This window comes from Noviherbaspirillum sp. (genome assembly GCF_036563305.1).
Classification (GTDB): domain Bacteria; phylum Pseudomonadota; class Gammaproteobacteria; order Burkholderiales; family Burkholderiaceae_D; genus Noviherbaspirillum.
In genome coordinates this window covers 1-21,034 of the sequence record NZ_DATCMQ010000017.1, presented here as the reverse complement: position 1 = coordinate 21,034, position 21,034 = coordinate 1, and the positions used below count along the sequence as shown (strand labels likewise).

General features: G+C 61.6%; 16 protein-coding genes and 1 pseudogene. 7 read left to right on the top strand and 10 right to left on the bottom strand.

Annotated features, from left to right (window positions below; all coding sequences use genetic code 11):
• Positions 1-106: 106 nt before the first annotated feature.
• From VIM12_RS19735 to VIM12_RS19705, 7 genes are all read left to right on the top strand, one after another.
• Entirely contained in the window at positions 107-1,558 is a 1,452-nt protein-coding gene (locus VIM12_RS19735) for an O-antigen ligase family protein (RefSeq protein WP_331943932.1), read from the top strand.
• An 84-nt stretch (positions 1,559-1,642) separates the two neighbouring features.
• The gene (locus VIM12_RS19730; RefSeq protein ID WP_331943930.1) at positions 1,643-3,136 is read left to right on the top strand and encodes an oligosaccharide flippase family protein; all 1,494 of its coding nucleotides are present in this window, start codon (positions 1,643-1,645) and stop codon (positions 3,134-3,136) included.
• A 7-nt stretch (positions 3,137-3,143) separates the two neighbouring features.
• A complete protein-coding gene (locus tag VIM12_RS19725; RefSeq protein ID WP_331943928.1) occupies positions 3,144-4,373 on the top strand; it encodes a glycosyltransferase family 4 protein in 1,230 nt (409 codons plus the stop codon).
• A gap of 12 nt (positions 4,374-4,385) precedes the next feature.
• Positions 4,386-5,147, top strand: a complete 762-nt coding sequence (locus VIM12_RS19720; protein WP_331943926.1) for a glycosyltransferase family 2 protein — start codon at positions 4,386-4,388, stop codon at positions 5,145-5,147.
• Positions 5,144-6,004, top strand: coding sequence for a glycosyltransferase family A protein (locus VIM12_RS19715; RefSeq protein ID WP_331943925.1), 861 nt, complete (start codon positions 5,144-5,146; stop codon positions 6,002-6,004). Before VIM12_RS19720 ends, VIM12_RS19715 begins: the two co-directional genes overlap by 4 nt.
• Positions 6,005-6,585: 581 nt before the next feature.
• Positions 6,586-7,773 carry a glycosyltransferase gene (locus tag VIM12_RS19710; protein WP_331943924.1) on the top strand — a complete coding sequence of 396 codons (1,188 nt, stop codon included), beginning with the start codon at positions 6,586-6,588 and terminating at the stop codon, positions 7,771-7,773.
• A complete protein-coding gene (locus VIM12_RS19705; protein ID WP_331943922.1) occupies positions 7,715-8,512 on the top strand; it encodes a WecB/TagA/CpsF family glycosyltransferase in 798 nt (265 codons plus the stop codon). Before VIM12_RS19710 ends, VIM12_RS19705 begins: the two co-directional genes overlap by 59 nt.
• 211 nt (positions 8,513-8,723) lie before the next feature.
• Here VIM12_RS19705 and VIM12_RS19700 read toward each other — a convergent pair whose 3' ends face one another.
• From VIM12_RS19700 to VIM12_RS19655, 10 genes and pseudogenes are all read right to left on the bottom strand, one after another.
• Complete coding sequence (locus tag VIM12_RS19700; protein WP_331943920.1) at positions 8,724-9,488, bottom strand: polysaccharide deacetylase family protein; 765 nt, start codon at positions 9,486-9,488, stop codon at positions 8,724-8,726.
• A gap of 103 nt (positions 9,489-9,591) precedes the next feature.
• The gene (locus VIM12_RS19695; protein ID WP_331943918.1) at positions 9,592-10,476 is read right to left on the bottom strand and encodes a glycosyltransferase; all 885 of its coding nucleotides are present in this window, start codon (positions 10,474-10,476) and stop codon (positions 9,592-9,594) included.
• A 432-nt stretch (positions 10,477-10,908) separates the two neighbouring features.
• Positions 10,909-12,009 carry a GNAT family N-acetyltransferase gene (locus VIM12_RS19690; RefSeq protein ID WP_331943916.1) on the bottom strand — a complete coding sequence of 367 codons (1,101 nt, stop codon included), beginning with the start codon at positions 12,007-12,009 and terminating at the stop codon, positions 10,909-10,911.
• Positions 12,010-12,454: 445 nt separating this feature from the next.
• On the bottom strand, positions 12,455-13,273 hold the full coding sequence (locus VIM12_RS19685) for a glycoside hydrolase family 16 protein (RefSeq protein ID WP_331943914.1): 819 nt from the start codon (positions 13,271-13,273) through the stop codon (positions 12,455-12,457).
• A gap of 377 nt (positions 13,274-13,650) precedes the next feature.
• Complete coding sequence (locus tag VIM12_RS19680) at positions 13,651-14,262, bottom strand: glycoside hydrolase family 16 protein (RefSeq protein ID WP_331943912.1); 612 nt, start codon at positions 14,260-14,262, stop codon at positions 13,651-13,653.
• 603 nt (positions 14,263-14,865) lie between these two features.
• Positions 14,866-16,386 carry a glycoside hydrolase family 16 protein gene (locus VIM12_RS19675; RefSeq protein ID WP_331943910.1) on the bottom strand — a complete coding sequence of 507 codons (1,521 nt, stop codon included), beginning with the start codon at positions 16,384-16,386 and terminating at the stop codon, positions 14,866-14,868.
• Positions 16,387-16,906: 520 nt separating this feature from the next.
• On the bottom strand, positions 16,907-17,770 hold the full coding sequence (locus tag VIM12_RS19670; RefSeq protein ID WP_331943908.1) for a glycoside hydrolase family 16 protein: 864 nt from the start codon (positions 17,768-17,770) through the stop codon (positions 16,907-16,909).
• 22 nt (positions 17,771-17,792) lie between these two features.
• Complete coding sequence (gene galE, locus VIM12_RS19665; RefSeq protein ID WP_331943906.1) at positions 17,793-18,818, bottom strand: UDP-glucose 4-epimerase GalE; 1,026 nt, start codon at positions 18,816-18,818, stop codon at positions 17,793-17,795.
• A 113-nt stretch (positions 18,819-18,931) separates the two neighbouring features.
• Complete coding sequence (locus VIM12_RS19660) at positions 18,932-20,578, bottom strand: GMC family oxidoreductase (RefSeq protein ID WP_331943904.1); 1,647 nt, start codon at positions 20,576-20,578, stop codon at positions 18,932-18,934.
• 191 nt (positions 20,579-20,769) lie between these two features.
• A pseudogene (locus VIM12_RS19655) lies at positions 20,770-21,034 on the bottom strand (phosphomannomutase/phosphoglucomutase); the annotation flags it as partial.

Below are 21,034 nucleotides of genomic sequence, written 5' to 3'. Positions count from 1 at the left end.
GCCGGTGCGGACGACGGCCGAACTGTGCGGCTGACGGGACGGGTCGCGGAACACGCAGCGGCAGGAACCGGACCCGCACCATCGAGAAGCGAACCAACAGCACATCATGATCACACCACCACTTACCAGTCCTTCGGAAGTCGTCACGAACCTCGTCGGCGCACTGTTCGTCATCCCGATCATCTTCGGAATCTTCATCAAGGCGCCGAAACTGGTGATCTTCGGCTTCATCGGCGTGCTGTTCTGCTTCTCTGACTCGACGTGGGGAGAGCTGCAAACCAGCAGCAACATCTATTCGCGCGGCGTCGGCATGTTCTACTTCTCGCTGCTGAACCTCGTACTGATCACGGCGGCGGTCGCTGCCCTGATCAAACGCCTCGCCAATCCGGCCGGACAGCCGGTGGCACCGCAGATGAACAAGTATTTCCTCGCCTTCTTCTTTCTCATGCTGGGCCACGTGGTGGTGGGCCTCATGAGCGGGATCGACCTCGACGTCATCCTCGGCTACGGCGGAATGCTGAACCTGCTGAACATGATGCTGTTCATGTACCTGGTCATCGTGGCATTCGAATCCGACAAGGACGTCAAGCTGCTGCTGTTCACGGTCATTGCGCTGGCCATGGCGCGCGCGATCTTCGGCGCAATCCGGTATTTCGTCTTCGACGGCGACTCGGCCAACCCGTACCGGAACTTCGAAGGCCTGGACATCAAGATCTTCTTCTTCGACATCAGCGACAACTACGTGGCGGCGCTCGCCGCATTTGTCGCCGCCTGGCTGCTCACGACGCCCACCCTCCGGATTTCGCTGTTCTGGAAGGTTTTCCTGCTCGGCTTGCTGGCACTCGAGATCGCGGCCGTCGCGCTCTCGTTCCGTCGGTCTTCCCTGATCGGCATGGCGCTCATGTTCGTCTTCCTGTTCCTGAACCTTCCCGGACGTCGCAAGATCTTCTTTGCCATGCTGGCCGCCGTGGCGCTGGCAAGCGTCGCCGGTGTCTTCTTCGAGCAGCGCCTGCAGTTCAATACCTCGGGCGGCATCCTCGAGTCGCTGATCTATGACATTTCCCCTGGCCGCGGCGGGATCAAGGATGGTCGCTTCTACGAACTGTATGCCGCGGCACAGAGCATGGAAGGCCACTGGCTGTTCGGACGCGGCACCTGGGGTACCTTCTATGGCGATTTCGGCCGGCTTGAGTACCATGGCTCCAACTTCGGCTTCGTGCACAGCGGATTCGGCCATATCGTCCTCAAGGCGGGTATCGTCGGACTTGTCCTGTTCGTGGCATTCCTCGGCGCCTTCATCCGGTACTACTTCAAGAACCGCAAGTACCTGACCGGTACGGCGCTGCTGGTGGCCGACGCCGGCTTCGCAGGCTTCCTGTTCTGGATTCCCACGCTGCTCATCGGCACGCCAATCATCGAATTCCGCACGATGCTGCTGTTCGGCTTCACCATTGCCATGCCGTTTGTCGGCGTCGCCATGCAGGGCTACCAGTACCGCCGGTACGTCGCGGCGCCGCAATACGCGCCGACTGGCCAACTCGACGCCCGTCCCGCCTGACAATGACAATGTTGATGCCCACGCCCACCCAACCTGACGCGGCCGCCGGCAGGCCGGCCGCGCCATCTGCCCAGGACACGGCAAATGCTGTTGCGTAACTCACTCTGGAACCTGAGCGGCTCGGCCATCCCCATGGTCGTTGCGCTGGCCACCGTTCCCCTCCTGATCGGCGCCCTCGGTGTCGAGGGGTTCGGGATCGTCACCCTCGTCGGCTCCGTCATCGGCTATTTCGGCGTACTCGATATCAATCTCAGTGCGGGATCGATCAAGTATCTTGCCGAGCATCACGCCGCGAACGACCGCGAGCGATTTGCGGAGACCTTCTGGTTCGGTACGCTGTTCTATGGCTGCCTGGGCCTGCTCGGCGCCAGCATCCTTTACTTCTCCTCGGACTTCCTGATCGCCCGCTTCTTCGAGGTGTCGCCGGCGATGCGCGCGGACACGATACTTGCATTCCAGCTTGGCGCGGTCGGCTTTGCGCTGACCCAGGCCCAGAACTACCTGCTGGTCGTGCCGCAGGCGCTGCAGCGCTACGACCGCTCGGCACAGAGCGAGGCCTTTTTTGGCGTGCTGGTGAATCTTGCCTCGGTTGCCGCGGCGCTCGCCGGTACCGGGATTGTCGGCGTCATTCTCGCCCGGGTATCGGTCGCCGCTGCCAACGTGCTCTACCTCGCATGGCTGATCGGCACCTTCGAATTGTCCCTGTCGCCGCGCTGGCCCCGGCGCGACGTGCGCGCCGCGCTTACCTCCTTCAGTGCCTATGCCTACCTCAGCAAGATCGCATCCACCCTGCACCAGCATGCGGACAAGCTGATCGTCGGCGCGATCGCAGGGCCGGTGGCGCTGACGTTCTATACCGTGCCAGTGACCTTGGCGGGCCGCATCCTCGGACTCACCTATCGCCTGTCCAGCGTGATCTACCCGCGGGCGTCCGCCCTTGCCGGCGCCGGGCGAATCAACGAGTTGCGGCCGGTGTACTTCGGTGTGCTCCGTTATGTTACCTATATCAATCTTGCTGCCCTTGGCATCATCGTCCTTGCCGGCGACGAGTTCCTGCGTCGCTGGGTCGGTGAGGAATTCGTTCAGCAGGGATACCTCGTGCTCGTCCTGATGACGCTCGCGTTGCTGATCGATTCGCTGACCAACGTGCCTTCGCTGGTCAACGACGCACTCGGCCATCCACGCGTTACCGGCAGGTTCGCCCTTGCCAACGGCCTGCTTGGCGTCGGCATGGTGTACCTGGGCACGAAGTTCGGCGGGATTACGGGAGCGGCGGCAGGACATCTGTTTTCCTCGCTGACGCTCGGACTGACCTTCCTGCTGTTCGTGCACGGACGGACTGTACCTATTGCCTTCAATGACACGCTGCGCCAGGGATTCGGCCGTAGCCTCGCTGTCGGCGCACTGATCATCTGCGTGCTTGCGCCACTGAAGTGGCTGGTCCCGGAGGGCATCACCAGCACCGTCGTGATCGTGTCCACCGCCATCGTCACGCTGGGGGTCGCCGGCCTTTTCTTCATCGTCAGTGTCGACGAGCGCGCGGCAGTGCTATCGCGCGCCCGGCGGCTGCGGTCCTGAGGACGATATGCGCATCCTGATCGTCAGCGAGGACATCCCTTACCCGAGCATGGGCGGCCTGGCAAAGCACGCCCTGAACCTGGCGCGCGCCCTGGTGCGCGCGGGGCACCAGGTCGACCTGGTCGGAAACAATGAGCATCCCATTGAGGTGTGCGGCGACGAAGGTCGTTTCGGCGGGCGCTTCTTCGGCGAACTGCATGGACACAACGCCGGCTGGAAGGAGTCCCGGCTCGGCATGTACTTGCCGCCGAAGCGGACGGTGATCGCCAAGCGGTTTGCTGCCATCATCCTCAGGCACGCACCGAACTATGACGTGGTCCACTATCACGGCCATGTTCCTAACCTTGCCCGGTTCCTTCCGGCCGGCGTCAACTTCGTGCAGACACGCCACGACCAGGGCAGCGACTGCTTCCAGCATACGCGTTTCCGCGACGGCAAGGTCTGCGTGTCCGTCGACCCGGAAGAGTGCGCTTCCTGCATCACCGCGCGGCCCAACCGCTTGCAGCGCGCCGTATCGACGACGGCCGTCATCCGGTTCCGTCGCGAAGTCGCAGAAGGATTCAGGCGCCACAAGACGGTGTTCGTGTCCGACATGCTGGCAAACAATCTGGAGCGTTCGTTCGGCCCGGGTCCATGGGGAACCACCGTCCATAACTTCACCGACCGGACCGCGCTGGAGCACATCCGCCAGGATTCTTCCCTGCTGCCGGCAGCGCCGGGTCTCCACGTCTTCATTGCCGCCAAGCTCTACCCGGCGAAGGGAGTCGAGCAATTCCTGCGCACACTCGCACCGCGCATGCCCGCCCACCTGTCCGTTACGGTAGCGGGCGATGGCCCGGACGAGGCAAGGCTGCGCGAGGATTTCGGCGGAAGCCAAGTGGACTTCATCGGTTGGTGCTCGCCCGAGAAGACGCTCCGTCTCGCCGCACAGGCAAGCGCGGTAGTGGTTCCCTCCGTATGGGAAGAGCCGTGCGCCACGACGGTCCTCGAAGGACTCTTCCTCGGCAAGGCTACTTTCGCGCTGCAGCGCGGAGGCACGCCGGAACTGGCGATCTATGGCGCAAGTCCGGACCAGCTCCGCCTCCATCCCACCATGCAGAGCCTCGTGGAAGACCTCGTGCGCTTCGATCCGCGGACGCGCTTCGGTTACGCCCCGCCCGGGCTCGGCGGGGCCGACATGGCGGCACGCAGGCTCGTGCAGATCTACCAGTTGCCACATCGTCACCCAGCAAGCTGAAAGGAAGTAGCCGTGCCGCTTACGATTTCCGTCATCACCTGTACCTGGAACAGCGAGACCTACCTCGGTGAGTCGATCGCCTCGCTCCTGGCACAGGACTACCCTCACATCGAATACATCTTCGTCGACGGCGGATCGACTGACCGTACCCTGGAACAAATCCGTGCGTTGCCCCGCCCCTACCAGCTGCTCGAGAACGTGCGGGGCGGCGTGAGCAGGGCAATGAACGAGGGCTTGCGCATCGCCACCGGCGACGTCATCGCCTACCTCCATTCGGATGATTATTATCTGCGCCCGGACGTGCTGTCGACCGTCGCCCGGGAAATGGAACAAAGCGGCCGCAAATGGCTGTTTGGGCGGACCATGACCTGCATCGACGGCACCCTGCATGCCGATGACTATGTCGCTCCCCGTTTCAGCTATGCGAGCCTCCTGAAGGGCAACTACGTGCCACACCCGGCCACTTTTGTTCGTCGCGAGCTGATGATGCAAGCCGGCGGCTTTGATACCAGCCTGAAGTACGCGATGGACTATGACCTGTGGCTGAAGATCGCCAGGACCAACCCGCCGGTGCAGCTGGATGAGGCGCTGACCGCCTTCCGGGAACACGAGGGCAGCCTTTCCAGTTCGTCCCGCACGCGCCTCGCCGCCATGGCGGAGGATTTCCGTGTCCGTCTTAAGTACGCGGGCTACAACCCGGTGGAGCGTTTGGCCCACTATGCCCGGTACTTCGTGCGCAGGCAGCGCGTCATCAATGCGAAAGGTCATGCATGAGAACACCAGACATCTCCCTTATCCTTGCCACCGTCGGGCGTACTGACGAGCTGTCACGACTGTTCGACTCGCTCGCGGCACAGACTTTCAGCAACTTCGAAGTCATCGTGGTGGACCAGAACGACGATGACCGGCTGCATCCGCATCTCGAACGCGCCCGCTATCTCGGCATGTCGGTGCGGCACCTGCGTCATCACCCTGCCAACCTGGCGGCCGCACGCAACGTCGGTATTGAAGCGGCGCGCGGCAAGTGGATCGGCTTCCCCGATGACGATTGCTGGTATTCGCCGCGGCTGCTGGAACGCGTCTCGGCGCGCTATTCGGCCGGTGATGCGCCGGCCGGCATTATCGTGCGGTGGGTGGAACAGGATGAACAACCCCTCTCCGCTGCCGACCTCTCCTGGGAACGGTCCCGCGCATTCCGTGACATCCCGGTCAGTTCCATCACCCTCTTCTGCGAGCGCAAGCTGTTCAAGGACATCGGCGGTTTCGACAGCCGTCTCGGCGTCGGACAATGGTTCGGCGCCGGCGAAGAGACCGACTTCGTGATGCGTGCGCTGCGCGCCGGCGCCCTCTTCACCTATGAGCCTCTTGGCGAGGTCCATCATGCAGTCAATCCCCAGAAACCGGTGGCGAACACCAAGACCCGCCTGGCGGTGCGACATCGTGCACGCGGCACCGGCGCACTGTATGCAAAGCATCGCCTGCCCGCCTGGGTCATCCTGCGCGGGCTGGCCGCGCCCTTGCTCAGGCCATTGCTGAAAGGCGCCTTCGGCGCCGAACTTGCGCTCGGCTATGCAACCATGCGGGGCCGCATCGACGGACTGCTCGGCTGGCGGCGTACCCATCAATCCTGATAAAGCGCCTTGTACCCACCGGCTCGGCAGGCTGCCTTCACAAGGCCATGCCGGGTCCGGGAATGGACAATGGTGTCCGTAGCCTCTAGATCTGGAGCAAACGGGACATACAAGAATTCTTACAAACTCGTCGCCCCGGGAATCACGTTCCTTTGATTTTTGCGGTGCCGTTCCAGCGCGTGGCATTCACAATGCCAACATTGATCGCGCGAATGACGCCGTCGGTCATCACATGCAGAAGAACACAAATACAACACCGGCTGCAGGAAGTCATATCCGCGCCGGGATCCGGAGTACAAAATGCAGAAGGCAAGGGCTAACGCGGGAAACCACGCCGCGCCGCGCTACGAACAATCCGAAAGGCGGGCAAGGACGTTTCGTGACGCCGGCCACGGTGTCCGGCGATCCTGCTCGCGGCGGCCTTCAAGTACAGCCCGCATTCGGAGCCGCAGCGCCTTTCGCCCAGCCCAGCACCGCTCAGTATGTACGGCTGTCAGCCCAATCGCTGCAGACTCGATGCCGGAGCGGCGGTCATCCCGTGCTCGCGTCGTACCGCGGGTAACGGCAGGCGGCGGAGAATCATGAGAATCCTCGTTGCACACAATGCGTATCAACATCGCGGCGGCGAGGACGTCGTGGTCGATGCGGAAGTCGAACTGTTGCGTTCACGTGGTCACACTGTCGAGCTCTATCTGCAGCATAACGATGCGCTGAACGACATGCCCCGCACCCGGGCGGCGGCGAATACGATCTGGTCCCTCAGGACGCCTGCGGATATCAAGCAGCTGTGCAGCGATTTTCGTCCCGAGGTGATTCACGTCCACAACACCTTTCCCCTGATCTCGCCTTCCCTCTATTGGACGGCCGACCGGTTGGGGATTCCGCTCGTGCAGACCCTGCATAACTTCCGCCTGCTATGTCCGCAGGCAATCTTCCTTCGGGAGGAAAAGATCTGCGAAGACTGCCTGGGCAAGGTGCCTTGGCGCGCTGTCACACGGAAATGCTATCGTCAATCCGCCGCGCAGTCCGCGGTACTGACAAGCATGTTGGTCGCCCACCGCGCGCTCGGCACCTATCAGACCCGTATCACCCGCTATATCGCCCTGAACGATTTCGCACTCGAGAAATATGTCGAAGGCGGCCTTCCCAGGGAGCGATTCCGGATCAAGCCCAACTTCGTCGCGTCGGCCCGCAGGCCGGAGGCGGGCGAGCGACGCGGCGGGATGTATGTCGGTCGCCTGTCATCCGAGAAGGGACTCGACGTGCTGGTCGGAGCAGCACGTCTCCATCCTGCGCTCGACGTGGAGGTGATCGGCAGCGGCCCGATGGAAAGCATGGCGAGAGAGGCATTCGGCGATCGCTATCTTGGCCAGCGCAGCCTGGGCGACATCATGGCGCGCATGGAGCGCGCCCGCTACATGGTCCTGCCAAGCATCTGCTACGAGAACTCGCCTCGCACCATCGTCGAAGCCTACGCATCCGGCCTCCCCGTCATTGCCAGCCGTCTCGGCGCCCTCGCAGGCATTGTGAAGGACGGTGTCACCGGCCTGCTGTTCAAGGCCGGCGACGCGGCCGACCTCGCGGATAAGCTGGCGTGGGCAGAAGGGCACCCGGTTGAGATGGCGCGCATGGGCAAGGCGGCGCGCGCCGAGTACGAGGCGAAGTACACGCCTGAACGCAACTATGAACTGCTGATGGACATATATGAAGATGCAATTTCCACACTACGACGAAAACGTGATGCCGCGGACCGGGCAGCCTGTGCTTGAAGCGTTCATCGACGCCGTTACCTGGGACGAGGCACTGGCGCGCATCACCAATTGGGGCGCCGCCCACGAGTCGCGCTATGTCTGTATCTGCAATGTACACTCGGTGGTCACCACGACGCGAGACGTCGAGTTCAAGATCGCCGTCAACAATGCAGACATGGCGACGCCGGACGGTGCGCCCATTGCATGGGCCCTGCGCAGGCTTGGCCATGCCAATCAGGAGCGCATCAACGGTCCCGACCTGATGATGAAGTACCTGAAGGAGGCGGAGCGCCTCGGCCAGGTCGTGTATTTCTACGGCAGCACGGAATCCACCCTGGCCAAACTCAGGTTGCAGCTCGCGCGCGAATTTCCGCGCCTGCAGATCGGCGGCGCCGTCTCACCGCCGTTCCGCCCGCTGACGCGGGATGAGGACGAGGCGGTCGTCAACGGCATCAACGCGAGCGGCGCCAACGTGGTCTTTGTCGGACTCGGTTGTCCGAAGCAGGAAAAATGGATGGCCGACCATCGCGGCCGCGTCAACGCCGTCATGATCGGCGTTGGCGCCGCCTTCGATTATCACGCCGGTGTGATCAAGCGTGCGCCGGTCTGGTGGCAGCGGAACGGCCTCGAGTGGCTGTATCGCCTCGGCGCGGAGCCGCGGCGCTTGTTCAAGCGCTACATGGTGACGAATACCTTGTTCGTGATAGGCCTGGCTCGTCAGCTCGTTGCGGCCAAGCTCCCGGCGAGCGAGCTCTGATGCAAGGCGCTTTGCCAACGAGGCAAAGCGCTCCTGCCTGTTGATGTAGTGCCGCCCGAACGATGGTCGTCAGGGCTGTTGATCGCGCGGGCGCGAACAAGTACTTTTTCCTTCGTGACGTGATGTCGCCGAAATAGCTCCACGACGGTCAAGGAGCGTGTCCTGCCGTCGGGAGTCTGGCGCCGCGCGCGGCGAGAATCGGGTGTCTGCTTCAGGCAGACTTTACAATCGGCGCAGCAGAGGCGTAGAGCGACCGCGCAGCAAGCTGTTCATTGGTGAGCCGGTTCTGGAACGGGACACGGGCGGCAACATGGGCGAAGAACGCGTCGAGTTCGGTCCAGGCGTTCAGCTCATCGAATTGCTTCGAGTGCCCCCAGAGGTGGAAGGTTTTGCCGTGGCGGCACGCATAATCGAACATCGCGTAGAGCCGGCGAATCCAGTCGCCATGTTGCAGCGCCAGCCTCAAGCCTTCGACCCGCTGAAGCCAGTTGCCAGAGCCCGCGAAGTTGCGAACGTATACGGCGCGGTCGTGCGGGTACAGCTGAACGGTGGTCGGCATCTCATACGGCCTGTTGCCGGCATCGAAACGCAGGTTCATCGTCGTGCGCGCATAAGTGAAACGGCATGCCTTGACCAGCTCCACATCGCGCGCGGTGTAGCGGCCGCCCGGATAGCAGAAGCCGTTGACCTGCACTCCCAGCATGTCTTCCAGACGCGACTTTCCGTCGTTGATCTGGTGGTAGGCGTGCCAGATGTCGACCTTCTTCAGGTAGCGATGGTCCATCGTATGGGAGCCAATCTCGAAATGCCGCCCCAGTTCGCAGATCTTCTCGTCGGGAAGTACCTCGTCGCCCTCGCAGTTCCGGATCGGAACAAAGAACGTGCCGCGCAGCCCATGCTTGCCCAGAAGCTCGGCCGTCTTCATGTCCGACGGATGGCCGTCGTCGATTGAGCAGGTAAATACTGGTTCCATCATCAGCTCCGCTTGGAACAGCCGCCCGAGTGCAGCATCGGGGTGTCCCGCATGTTCCTGTTTTTGTCCTGGTGAATAGGTGGTTGGGTTCCTGCCTGATGGCCTTCTACAAGGTTTTCCCCGCAGGGCGACGCTGGCTGGCCGGCTGCTTTCCGGCGAGCGCCAGGTTGCACGCCTGGACCACCCCGTCGGCAGCATTGTCGAAGGTATATTCGCGTACCAGGGACAGGCTTCGCCGGGAGAACTGCGACCAGCGGACCGGGTCGGCCAACAGACGCGCTGCTGCATCGGCCCATCGTTCGGCATCCAGGGGGCAGATATAGCCGTTCTCCCCATCGACGATCAGCTCCCCGGCTACACCGGCATGCGGCGACACGATGACCGGCAGGCCGGCGGCACATGCCTCGTTTGCGACGACCCCCCAAACGTCGGCGGCAGTCGGAAACAGGAACAGCCGCGCAGACTTGTATAGTGCCGGAAGCTCGCCCTGCTTAGCAAACCCGTGGAAATGGGCATGGACCTGGTCCTTCCTCGCCTGCGCTGCTTCGCGCACGCGCTGCTCTTCACTGCCCGCGCCAACGAAAAGGATGCTGGCCTGGCGCCCCAGCTTCCTCGCCACGCCCTCCGCAACGTCCAGTGCAAACATCGGCCCTTTGTCCGGTACCATGCGGCCACAGAAAATAAGGTCGTGGACCGTGCCGGCCGGTGCCTCGACGCGCCGATAGGCGTCATTATCGATGCAGAGGTAGGACCGGAAGCATTTTTCCGGGTCCGCTCCATAGCTTTCGAAAAGTCGCTGTCCGCCGTTGCTCGCCGAGAGGAACGCCGCAGACCTGCCGTAGACGATGCGCCGCACCAGCTTGTGCACGCCGCTCAGCCCCTGCTCCGAAAGATCCGTCCCGTCGGTGAGAGGCACGTGCGGGATATTGCGGAAGTAGGCATACCCGAATCCGTACAGCTGGGTCGGATTCAGGCCGTCGCTGACGATCACGTCGGGTGCAAAGCGGCGCAACGCCGGCACGACATCGGGGTTGTTGTGGATGTATCGCCCCTTGACCGTGGTGATTCTCTCCTTCAGGAAGACATGATCGAATTCGAAAGGCGGCAGGTCCCACTCGCGATTCGGTTCGCGGCGCGCGCAGAATATCACTCGCAACTGTACTCCCGGCGTTGCCGCGATGCGGTTGAAAACAGGAATACGGTACGGCGGAGGTTCGTTCGTGACAATTGCAATTTTTATCATGCGCTAATGGTAGTGGGTGTGAATTTGCAACAGATGACGTACATCATGAAAGCAGGACGTTCCCTTTCCGCGCGGTGCACGCGCGGATCCATCTCCTTATGTTGCCGGCAGTTTATAAGACGGCGGCAACACGGAGAATGACGTAGCTCATGCCTGCGGTCGTATCCGGCCGTATCGGCGTCAAGCCGGACTGCGTCCGTGAGGCAGCAAGGTTGAGACATTGCGGCGGAGGTCGCGCGCCCGCTCCACCATCCTGCGGATCATCTTCGCCATGTCCGTCTCTTCGTACTTCAGCCATACCTTGGCCTGTCTTCGGTAGCCTTCCGCCGCTTCGTGCCAGGCAAGTCTTCCATTCAGCAGTAGCTGCAGCCGCGATCGGTAGACCGTCACGTTGTCGAGATCGCGCTGCACCGCTCCCAACGCGATCTTGTAGTCGTACCGTCCCCAAAGGAAGTGGAACTCCGTTCCCCCGCGCGCGATGCAGCTCGCCACGGTCTCGTAGCAGCAGAGAAAGCCCGCCCAGTAGTCGTCGAACCGGGGATCGTGGGCAAGGATGTTCAGGAAATAGTTGGTTCCCGCGCGGTAGCTGATGGCTCCGGCGACAACCTCGCCCTCGATCGTCAGCAAGCCGACATGTCCACACGCATGCGTGAGCTCGACGATGCGACGGGTTTCTTCCTCGTCAATCACGGAGGCGATGTTCTTGTTCGCCATGCGCGAACGATTGAAATCGATAAGGGCGCGAATGTGCTGCTCCGGCACCGCATCCTTTTCGTAGATCTCAAAACGGCAGGAAGGAAAGGTTTTGCGCAAGCGCTCCCCATAGCGCTTGATGTTGCGTCGCGTGTTCTTGCCGAGCGATGCCAGGTATGCATCGACGGTAGAAGGGAGGGCCAGCGTGAAGTCTTCAAGGTGATTGAAGCGCTGATGGGGGAACGGAAGCGCACGTACGTCGGTTTCGATTGCCTTGAAGCTGATGACGCTGACATCAGCGTATCTGGAAAAGATGTAGCGCGAAAACCGGTCCAGCTCTTCCTTGTCGATACGTATCGATTCGTTGAGAACGCGCACCCTCCCCTTGCGTCGCTCGAACAGGAACATGGCGCGCGTTTCGTTCCCGGTCCGAGCGACATACGTGCTGGTTTCTCCTCCCTTCCAGCCGTACACCCTGAACTCGCGTAGTGAAGAAAAGATATTGCCGTACAACTGCTCTACCGCAGACTCCACGAATGGAGGGACCTCATTTTCGTAGCAGACGATTCCGTTATTGTTGGTTTCCATGGTTTGGCTGGCACCGCATTGGCTGATTGACGAAAACCGCATGAATGGGCGTCATGCAGACGCACATTTCATAGGCGGCCACATGCGAAATACATGCCCACCTATCAGATGCGCTCTGCGTCAGCGTCTCGGTCCTGCGCGCAACGACTGCTCCAATACACATGCGGGTCGATCATTGACCAGACCAAAAATGAGACTCCACAGAGGGAAGCGTTTATCCCGTCACCGCGCAGTTGTCGGCGCTGGTTTGACGAGCACCAAACCACATGCCGTTGGGCGATGCCTCCAGGTGCGGTTTGCCCTCGTTCGACGTCACTCCGCACCCGGATCGGCTCGGCTGCTTCGCTCGATCCGGCATCCAGCAAAAAAAAATGCCGGCCCAGGGCCGGCACTTCGTCGCGCTTCGCAGGAAAGCGAAGCGGCATTTTCTACTCACGAGGCGTCGTTACTTGAACTGCCATGCACGAACATAGTTGACTTCATACGAGTTCGACTTGCCCTGCGGAGTCGAATTGTCCGGCGTTCCCGAGGCGCTGCCATACCAGAGGTCGAGCATCAGGTACATCGGATCGCCCATGCTTACATTCAGCACCAGCACTTCCTTGCCGTCGAAGTAGTAGGTCTGCTTGTTCGGCTCCCACTTCACCGCGTACTTGTGGAAGCCGGCGGACAGGTCCATGCCGGTGTCGTACTGTCGCGAGCCGACCAGCTGGCCTTCGCGATCACCCTTCCACACGGTCGGCGCATATGCCTGCGGGTGCGCCACGCCGTTCACGTTGAAGCCCCACGGCGCCGCGCCGCCTGCATATGCCTCCATCACGTCCATCTCGGGGCGACGCTCGTTGATGTGGTTGAACAGCCAGAAGGCGGGCCAGGTGCCTTTGCCGACCGGGAGCTTGGCTTCGACTTCGAAGTAGCCGTAGGTCTGGTAGTACTTGCCGTCGGTGTCGATGGTGCGGTTGAAGAATTTGCCGGATGCGTCGCGCTGCGGCCAGATCTTCAGCTTGCCGTCCTCGACGGTGTAGTTCTTCGTCGCGTTCGGCGTCTCATACCAGATGTGGTCGTTCCACAGGCTGGTGTTGAAGCTGTTGAATTCCTCGTTGAAGGTCAGCTTGTAGGCCGAGGGATCCTGGCCGTGCGGCACCGGGGCGGCGCCGTCAGGCGTAGATGTCGCGGGTGTCGTGGAAGGCTTGGAAGGCGTGTTCGATTCGGTGCTGGTTCCGCCGGTGGACGCAGTGCTCTCCGTAGCAGTCTGGGTTGTCACGGTTGCCGTGCCCTGGACCGACGACTGCGACGAAGCAGGTTCGGAGGATGAGCCGCCACCGCCGCCGCACGCGGCAAGCAAAACGGCGCTGCAAGCGCAGGCAAGTGAGAGGGTGAACTGCTTGGAGAGTGACTTTTGCATGGCGGACCTTTTTCAAGTAAAGCTGCACATTCCCGGCAGCAACGTTGTATCTGAGCATTGCTACGTGGAATTGGTTCCTGCCGCCTGTCAAGAAAATGCGCGATTTTTCAGGTGCTTTTCGTTCTTTTGCCGACAAATAAGCAACAGTTCGCATTGAAGAGGCGCCCTGCGCAGCGGCGCGCAGAAACAAAAAAAGCCGGCTTTTCAGCCGGCTTTCCCTATCCATGCATGACGGGTCAGTTGAACTTCCAGGCGCGCACGTACTTGACCTCGAACGAGTTCGACTTGCCCTGGGGGGTCGAATCGTCTGGCGTCCCGGAGGCGCTGCCGTACCAGAGGTCGAGCATCAGGTACATCGGATCCCCCATCGTCACATTGACGACGAGGACTTCCTTGCCATCAAAGTAATAGGTCTGCTTGTTCGGCTCCCACTTCACCGCGTAGCGGTGGAAGTCGGCAGACAGATCCAGGCCGGTATCGAACTGCCGCGTGCCGACCAGCTGGCCTTCCTTGTCACCCTTCCAGACGGTCGGTGCGTAGGCTTGCGGATGGGCGACGCCGTCCTTCTCAAAGCCCCACGGCGCTGCGCCGCCCGCATATGCTTCCATCACGTCCATCTCGGGACGACGCTCGTTGATGTGGTTGAACAGCCAGAAGGCGGGCCAGGTGCCTTTGCCGACCGGGAGCTTGGCTTCGATCTCGAAGTAGCCGTAGGTCTGGTAGAACTTGCCGTCGGTGTCGATGGTGCGGTTGAAGAACTTGCCTTCCGCGTCGCGCTGCGGCCAGATCTTCAGCTTGCCGTCCTCGACAGCGTAGTTCTTCGTCGCGTTCGAAGTCTCATACCACATGTGGTCATTCCAAAGGCCGCTGTTATAGCTGTTGAACTCTTCATTGAAGGTCAAGGTATAAGCGCTGGCATCCTGGCCGTAGGGGCCGGTGGATTCGGATGCTTGAGTAGCCTCAGGAATGCTCGAGGTGGAACCGGTACCGGCGGCAGCGGCGGAAGTGCCGGCAGTCGCCGAGGTTTGCGCAGGAGCGGCCGCCGTTTCAGCGGAGCCGCCACCGCCACCGCCGCAAGCGGTAAGCAATGCCGTGGCACAGGCGCAACACAGGGTGGAAATAGCGAATCGATAGTCGGTGAAATTAAACAAAGCAGTTCCTCTTTCGTTAGATTGATGGTAGCCAATAATCCTCACTGGCAACGCACGGTCAGAGCTTACTTTGCGGAAAATGGTTCCGGAGAAATGCGCAAAAGAATGCTTTTTCTTGTCCTGGTGAACTTTGTCTCTTGCGAGGCAACAAAGACGGTTCGGCTTTTTTCTGGGTGCCCCCTTCTGCGGACATTTAGTGCCGTCACGACATGCTTCGGTAACAGAATGGAATAAAAAAGGCCGGTGCATCTGCACCGGCCTTTTCGCTCACAGCATCGCGCTGTTGTCAGTCATGCCTTATTACTTGAACTTCCATGCACGAACATAGTTGACTTCGTACGAGTTCGACTTGCCCTGGGGAGTCGAATTGTCCGGCGTTCCCGAGGCGCTGCCAAACCAGAGGTCGAGCATCAGGTACATCGGATCGCCCATGCTTACATTCAGCACCAGCACTTCCTTGCCGTCGAAGTAGTAGGTCTGCTTGTTCGGCTCCCACTTCACCGCGTACTTGTGAAAGCCGGCGGACAGGTCCATGCCGGTGTCGTACTGGCGCGAGCCGACCAGCTGGCCTTCATAGTCGCCCTTCCACACGGTCGGCGCATATGCCTGCGGGTGCGCCACGCCGTTCACGTTGAAGCCCCACGGCGCCGCGCCGCCTGCATACGCCTCCATCACATCCATCTCGGGACGACGGCTGCCAATATGGTTGAACAGCCAGAAGGCGGGCCAGGTGCCCTTGCCGACCGGGAGCTTGGCTTCGACTTCGAAGTAGCCGTAGGTCTGGTAGTACTTGCCGTCGGTGTCGATGGTGCGGTTGAAGAATTTGCCGGATGCGTCGCGCTGCGGCCATATCTTCAGCTTGCCGTCCTCGACGGTGTAGTTCTTCGTCGCGTTCGGCGTTTCATACCAGATGTGGTCGTTCCACAGGCTGGTGTTGAAGCTGTTGAATTCCTCGTTGAAGGTCAGCGTATAGGCGCCGGCGTCCTGTCCAAATGGTACGGCGCCAGTTGACGGCGCGGGCGCGGGCGCGGGCGCAGGCGCAGGTGCCGGAGCAGGCGTCGGGGCCGGAGCGGTAGTGGTCGAGTTCGCATACTCGCAAACCTTGTTCGCGCCGGGCAGAGGATCACCGAACACGTTGTTGTTGCACGCGATCGAGCCGGTTGCGGTCCGGGTTGCCCACGTTGTGTTCAGGCCGTAGCGCACCTGGCGCGTACCGCTGAACGAGCAGGTGCCGTATTCAGAGGCACACCGGGTCCAGCCAGACGATGGTGCGGGAGACGGTGCCGGTGCGGGCGCCGGTGCCGGGGTGGGAGCAGGCGCGGTGGTGGTGGTCGCATACTCGCAGACCTTGTTGGCGCCGGGCGACGGATCGCCGAACACACTGTTGTTGCAGGCGATCGAGCCGGTCGCGGTCCGGGTTGCCCATTTGCCGTTCAACCCGTAGCGGACCTGCTTGGTGCCGGAGAAATTGCAGGTGCCATATTCAGCGGCGCATCGCGTCCAGGTTGTCGTCGTGACCGGTGCCGGGGCCGGGGCCGGGGCCGGGGCCGGCGCGGGCGCGGGCGCAGGTGACGGCGTGGTCGTCGTCGTGGTCGTGGCGTATTCGCAGATCTTGTCCGCGCCGGGAGCGGGATCGCCAAAGACTTCGTTTGTGCAGGCAATGGAGCCTGTCGCCGTGCGGGTTGCGAACTGCCCGTTCAGGCCGTAACGAACCTGCCGCGTGCCGGAGAACGAGCAGGTCTGGTTTTCGGCCGCGCAGCGGGTCCAGGTGGTGACGGTGGTCGCAGCGGCGAGCTGCGTAGCGCCAGAAGAAGCAGACACGGCGTCGGCACTGTCGTCGCCAGAACCGCCGCCGCAAGCTGCCAGCAGTACGGCTGCCGCACAAGCGATTGCAGTCGTCGCGTGACGTTGAGTTGCAGAATTGAACAAGATGATTTCCTTCCAAGAAAATTCTCGCCCCGTTGCGGTAATGGGCGAGTGCTTTCCTCAGAGCATTTCTGTCGAGAAATGGTTCCGGAAATCATTACACTTTTTTTGAAGAAGCTTCCGCGCTACGCTTTTAGAAAAAGGGAAGTGAGGTTACAAGCGGAAACAATTACAAACGATGAGGATTGGCATAGGTGACGCCCTCTGCTCTTCGCGGCGTCAGCATGCAATACTTGAAACAGAAAAGACGCGCCGCGCCCGCCGTGCCAGCCTGCATGCGATCGGCCCGCATCGCGCAGGCAAGGCACGAAATGAGAGGAATACCGGCGTGTTACGCGGCGCTCAGCAGCGGACGAGAAGGTATCGAGCCGTAGCCCGGCGAAGTGGTAGCAGGTGCATCGCCGAGGACGATGCGCTAGTTGCCGGCGCCCTTGAAGCGCCATGCACGAACGTAGTTGACCTCGAAGGAATTGGATTTTCCCTGGGGCGTCGTCTCGTCGGGGTCGCCACTCGAACTGCCGAACCACAGGTCGAGCATCAGGTACATCGCGTCGTTCATCTGTGCCTTCACCGTATGCACGAGCTTCCCGTCAAAATAGAAGCTCTGTTGATGGGGCTCCCACTTCACTGCGTACTTGTGAAACCGGGCCGACAAGTCCTTGCCCGTATCGTACTGACGGGTGCCGGCCTGCGCGCCCTCGTCGTACCAGACCGTCGAGCCGTAGGCACGTGGCCGCGCAACGCCGTCCGCATCGACGAACCCCCAGGGATCGACACCGCCAGGGTAGGCTTCCATGATATCGATCTCCGGCCGCCGATTCTCCGGGTGTGCAAAAAGCCAGAAGGCAGGCCAGGTGCCCTTGCCGCGCGGGAGCTTCGCTTCCATCTCGAAGTAGCCATAGCGCTGCTCGAACTTCCCGTCGGTGTCGATCGTGCGGTTGAAGAATTTTCCGCTCGCATCACGCTGGGGCCAGATTTTCAGCACGCCGTTCTCGACCGTGAAGTTGCGGGTCGGATTCGGCTTCTCATACCAGATATGGTCGTTCCAGAGGTCGGGATTGAAACGATCGAACTCCTCTGCAAACGTCAGCACGTACTCGGACGGATCCTGTCCATATGGCGCCTTGGCGGTAGGCGCCTTCTTGGCCGCGGCGAGCTTGTTCGCAGCCAGCAGGGTCCGTTCATCGAAGGCCGTGTCCTGGCTGCAGGCGGAAACGCCGAACATCGCGCACGCACCAAGGAGTATGGCGCGGAGGACGTTTTTCCCGATTGATTGCATCGCTAAGCTCCCTCGCCTGACTTCATGTCCCAAACCCCTGGGGATTACTGCTCTGCCAGCGCCAATGATCGGCGCACATTTCGTCGAGTCCTTTCTCGGCGCGCCAGCCGAGCAGCTCGGCAGCACGGGCCGGGTCGGCATAGCAGACCGCAATGTCGCCCGGTCGGCGACCGACGACCTGGTACGGCACGGCACGCCCACTTGCCTTCTCAAACGCGTTCACCATCTCGAGCACGCTGTAGCCCTGCCCGGTGCCGAGGTTTACCGTAAAACCGCGGCCGGTCGCAAAGAGCTGGTCGAGCGCAGCGACATGGCCGCGCGCGAGATCCACCACGTGTATGTAATCCCGCACCCCGGTACCGTCCGGCGTCGGGTAGTCGTTGCCGAAGACCGAGAGTCGCTCCCGGCGACCAATCGCCACCTGGGCGACATAGGGCATGAGGTTGTTCGGTATGCCGCGCGGATCTTCGCCGATGCGTCCGCTGGGATGCGCGCCGGCCGGGTTGAAGTAGCGCAGCGCTCCGATCGCCCAAGTCGCGTCCGATGCGGCGAGGTCCTCAAGGATCTGCTCGACCATCAGCTTCGACCGGCCGTACGGGTTGGTCGTCGACAGGCGAGCCGATTCACGGATGGGCACCGATTCAGGATCGCCATAGACCGTCGCGGATGAGCTGAACAGAAACTTCTTCACGCTCGCTTGTCCAAGCGCCTGCAGCAAGGTAACCGTCCCCGCCACATTGTTCTCGAAATAGGCGAGCGGCTTTTCCACCGATTCACCGACTGCCTTCAAGCCGGCGAAGTGGATGGCGGCATCGACCGGGTTCCGGGCAAGAAGATCATCCAGCGCCGCACGATCCCTGATGTCGATCTCGTGGAATGGAATGGATTGGCCTGCGATCTCTTCCACCCGGCGCAAGGATTCGCGTGAGCTGTTGCAGAGGTTGTCGAGCGCGATGACCGAGTAACCGGACGCGAGTAACTCGACGCACGTGTGCGAGCCAATGTAGCCGGCTGCGCCGGTGACCAGGACTGTCTTCTGATTGTTCATTCCAGGGATTTCAACTTTGCTTCAGGGATGTGCGCTTCTGCATGCGCGGCGCGCCCGATGCAAGGCACCGGCAACCGGGCCGGCGTCCTGCATCGTCGCAAAAAGACAGCTTGCTATGCAGCCTCCATCGCAAGGTCTGCTGCCGGCGTCCTGACCTCGTGCGCCAGGTGATCGGACAGGCGGAACGCCAGCGCAGCCAGCGTGATCGTCGGGAAGTTGGCCCCGCAAGTCGGAAACACCGAGCTTCCAGCGACGTACAGGTTGCTCATGCCGTGCACCTTGCAGTTCCGGTCGACCACGCCATGCTTCGGCGAGTCGTGCATGCGTGTGGTGCCCATGTGGTGCCAGGTGCCTTCGAGATCGGACGGCCATTTCTTGCCCTCGATTTCCGGATCCAGCTCGACCTCGGCGACGCCGCTGCGGCGCATGTCGTCGGCGAGAATTGCCAGCGTGCGGTCGAACGTGCGCTGGACCCGCGAAGTGAGGCGCCAGTCGACGCGGACGCGGTTCATGCCGAGCTGGTCCTTCTGCGAAGGCGACAGCATCACGCGGCTGTTCGGATCCGGTTCCGGTTCGACGATCAGCTGGAACTTGACGCCCTGGATCATCCAGCGCGGCTGGAACAGGCGGGTATAGCCGTATCCCAGGGTGTCCAGCGGATTGGCGAGCATGGTCAGCACATCCTTGGTCAGGCTCCAGTCCTGCTGATCCTTCTGCAGCAGCGCCTGCTTGATGCGGAACAGGGCAAGCGCCCCTTCGCTGCCCTCGCCCGGGAAGATGGAGTTGAACCAGACGCGCGCGTTGAGGATCTCTTCCTTCTCCAGGGTTTCCGGCGTCAGCGCGAACTGGTGCGCAATATGGGTCCCGTGCGCGGCAACGGCCGAGTTCATGTAGTGATACTTCACGTCCGACAGCTTGTTGCGCGACCAGTCCCGGGTGAACTTGATGTTGCCGGTCAAGAGGCGCGGATGATCCATGAAGAAGCGACCCACCAGGTCATTGCCGTTGCCGAGTCCGGACGGTTGCACCTTGTTCGAGGCCAGCAGCAGGCGGGCATTCTCGATGCCGCCCGTGGCCAGGATGTAGTGTTTCGCCTTGACGTCGATGTTCTTTCCGGTCAGGGTGGCCACCTGGATCCGGGTCACGTTCTGCGCCGGACGATCGGTATCGATGTTGGTCGCGTTCGCATACAGGTAGACCCTGATGCGCTGTGAATTCTTCAGCGTCTCGCGATACAGTTTCCCGAAACGCGCCGGCGGGCTGAACTGCGAGATCGTGTCGCGCACCTTGCCGCTGGCGAGGGGCATGCGGCGGACGTCCGGTCGTCCGATGGAGCGTTCCCAGAAGTCCGGATCGAAGTTGTTGGGTCCGAGCTTGAGCAGCGCATGCGTCCTGTCGTAGTACGGAAGCATTTCGTTCAGTCCAAACGGCCATCCGGAATGCGCGACCCAGTGCCGCTTCTCGAAATCCCACGGATCCAGCGGACGGCACCAGCCACCCCAGCAGTTGCTGCTGCCGCCGAGGAAGCGGCTACGACAACCGTCGGCGAAGTTGTAGCGCCACTCGCCCACATCCTCGCCGCGATACAGATCGCGCGTACCGTCATCCGGTGCGAAGCCGCCACTCTCCAGCAGTACTACATCGATCCCCTGCTTGTCGAGCTCCATCGCGAGCGTGATCCCCGCGACACCGCCGCCGATGATGCACACCGTGCTTTCAACGACGCTGCCTTGTTCAACTCGTCTCGTATCGATAAACATTGTTCTTCTGTGCTTTCAATGAATGAAAATCGAATTCCTGCCTTCCAGCTTCGCTTCAGCCGAAGGCCGGTGCCTCGTTCGTTCCGCCGGAGGCACTTGCATGCTGCTCGCTATATGAGCGATGACGGGCTGCAATCAAGATAGATTGCGGCGCATTACTTCACATTGACGAATGTTAGAAAATGTTCGCATCAGAAGGAGAGCACGGCATCCGGTTTGCTGGCGAGGATTGCGCGCTTGAACTCGGCCTGTATCCGCGCCAGCGCCTGTTCGGTCTCGCCCTCGAAGCGCATCACCACCACCGGCGTGGTATTGGACGAGCGGGCCAGGCCGAAGCCGTCCGCATACTCGACCCGCAGGCCGTCGATCGTCACGATCTGTTCCGCGCCCGGAAAGCTGGCCTCCTTCTGCAGTTTGGCGATCAGCGCCACGTTCTCGCCCTCCTCCAGCTTCAGG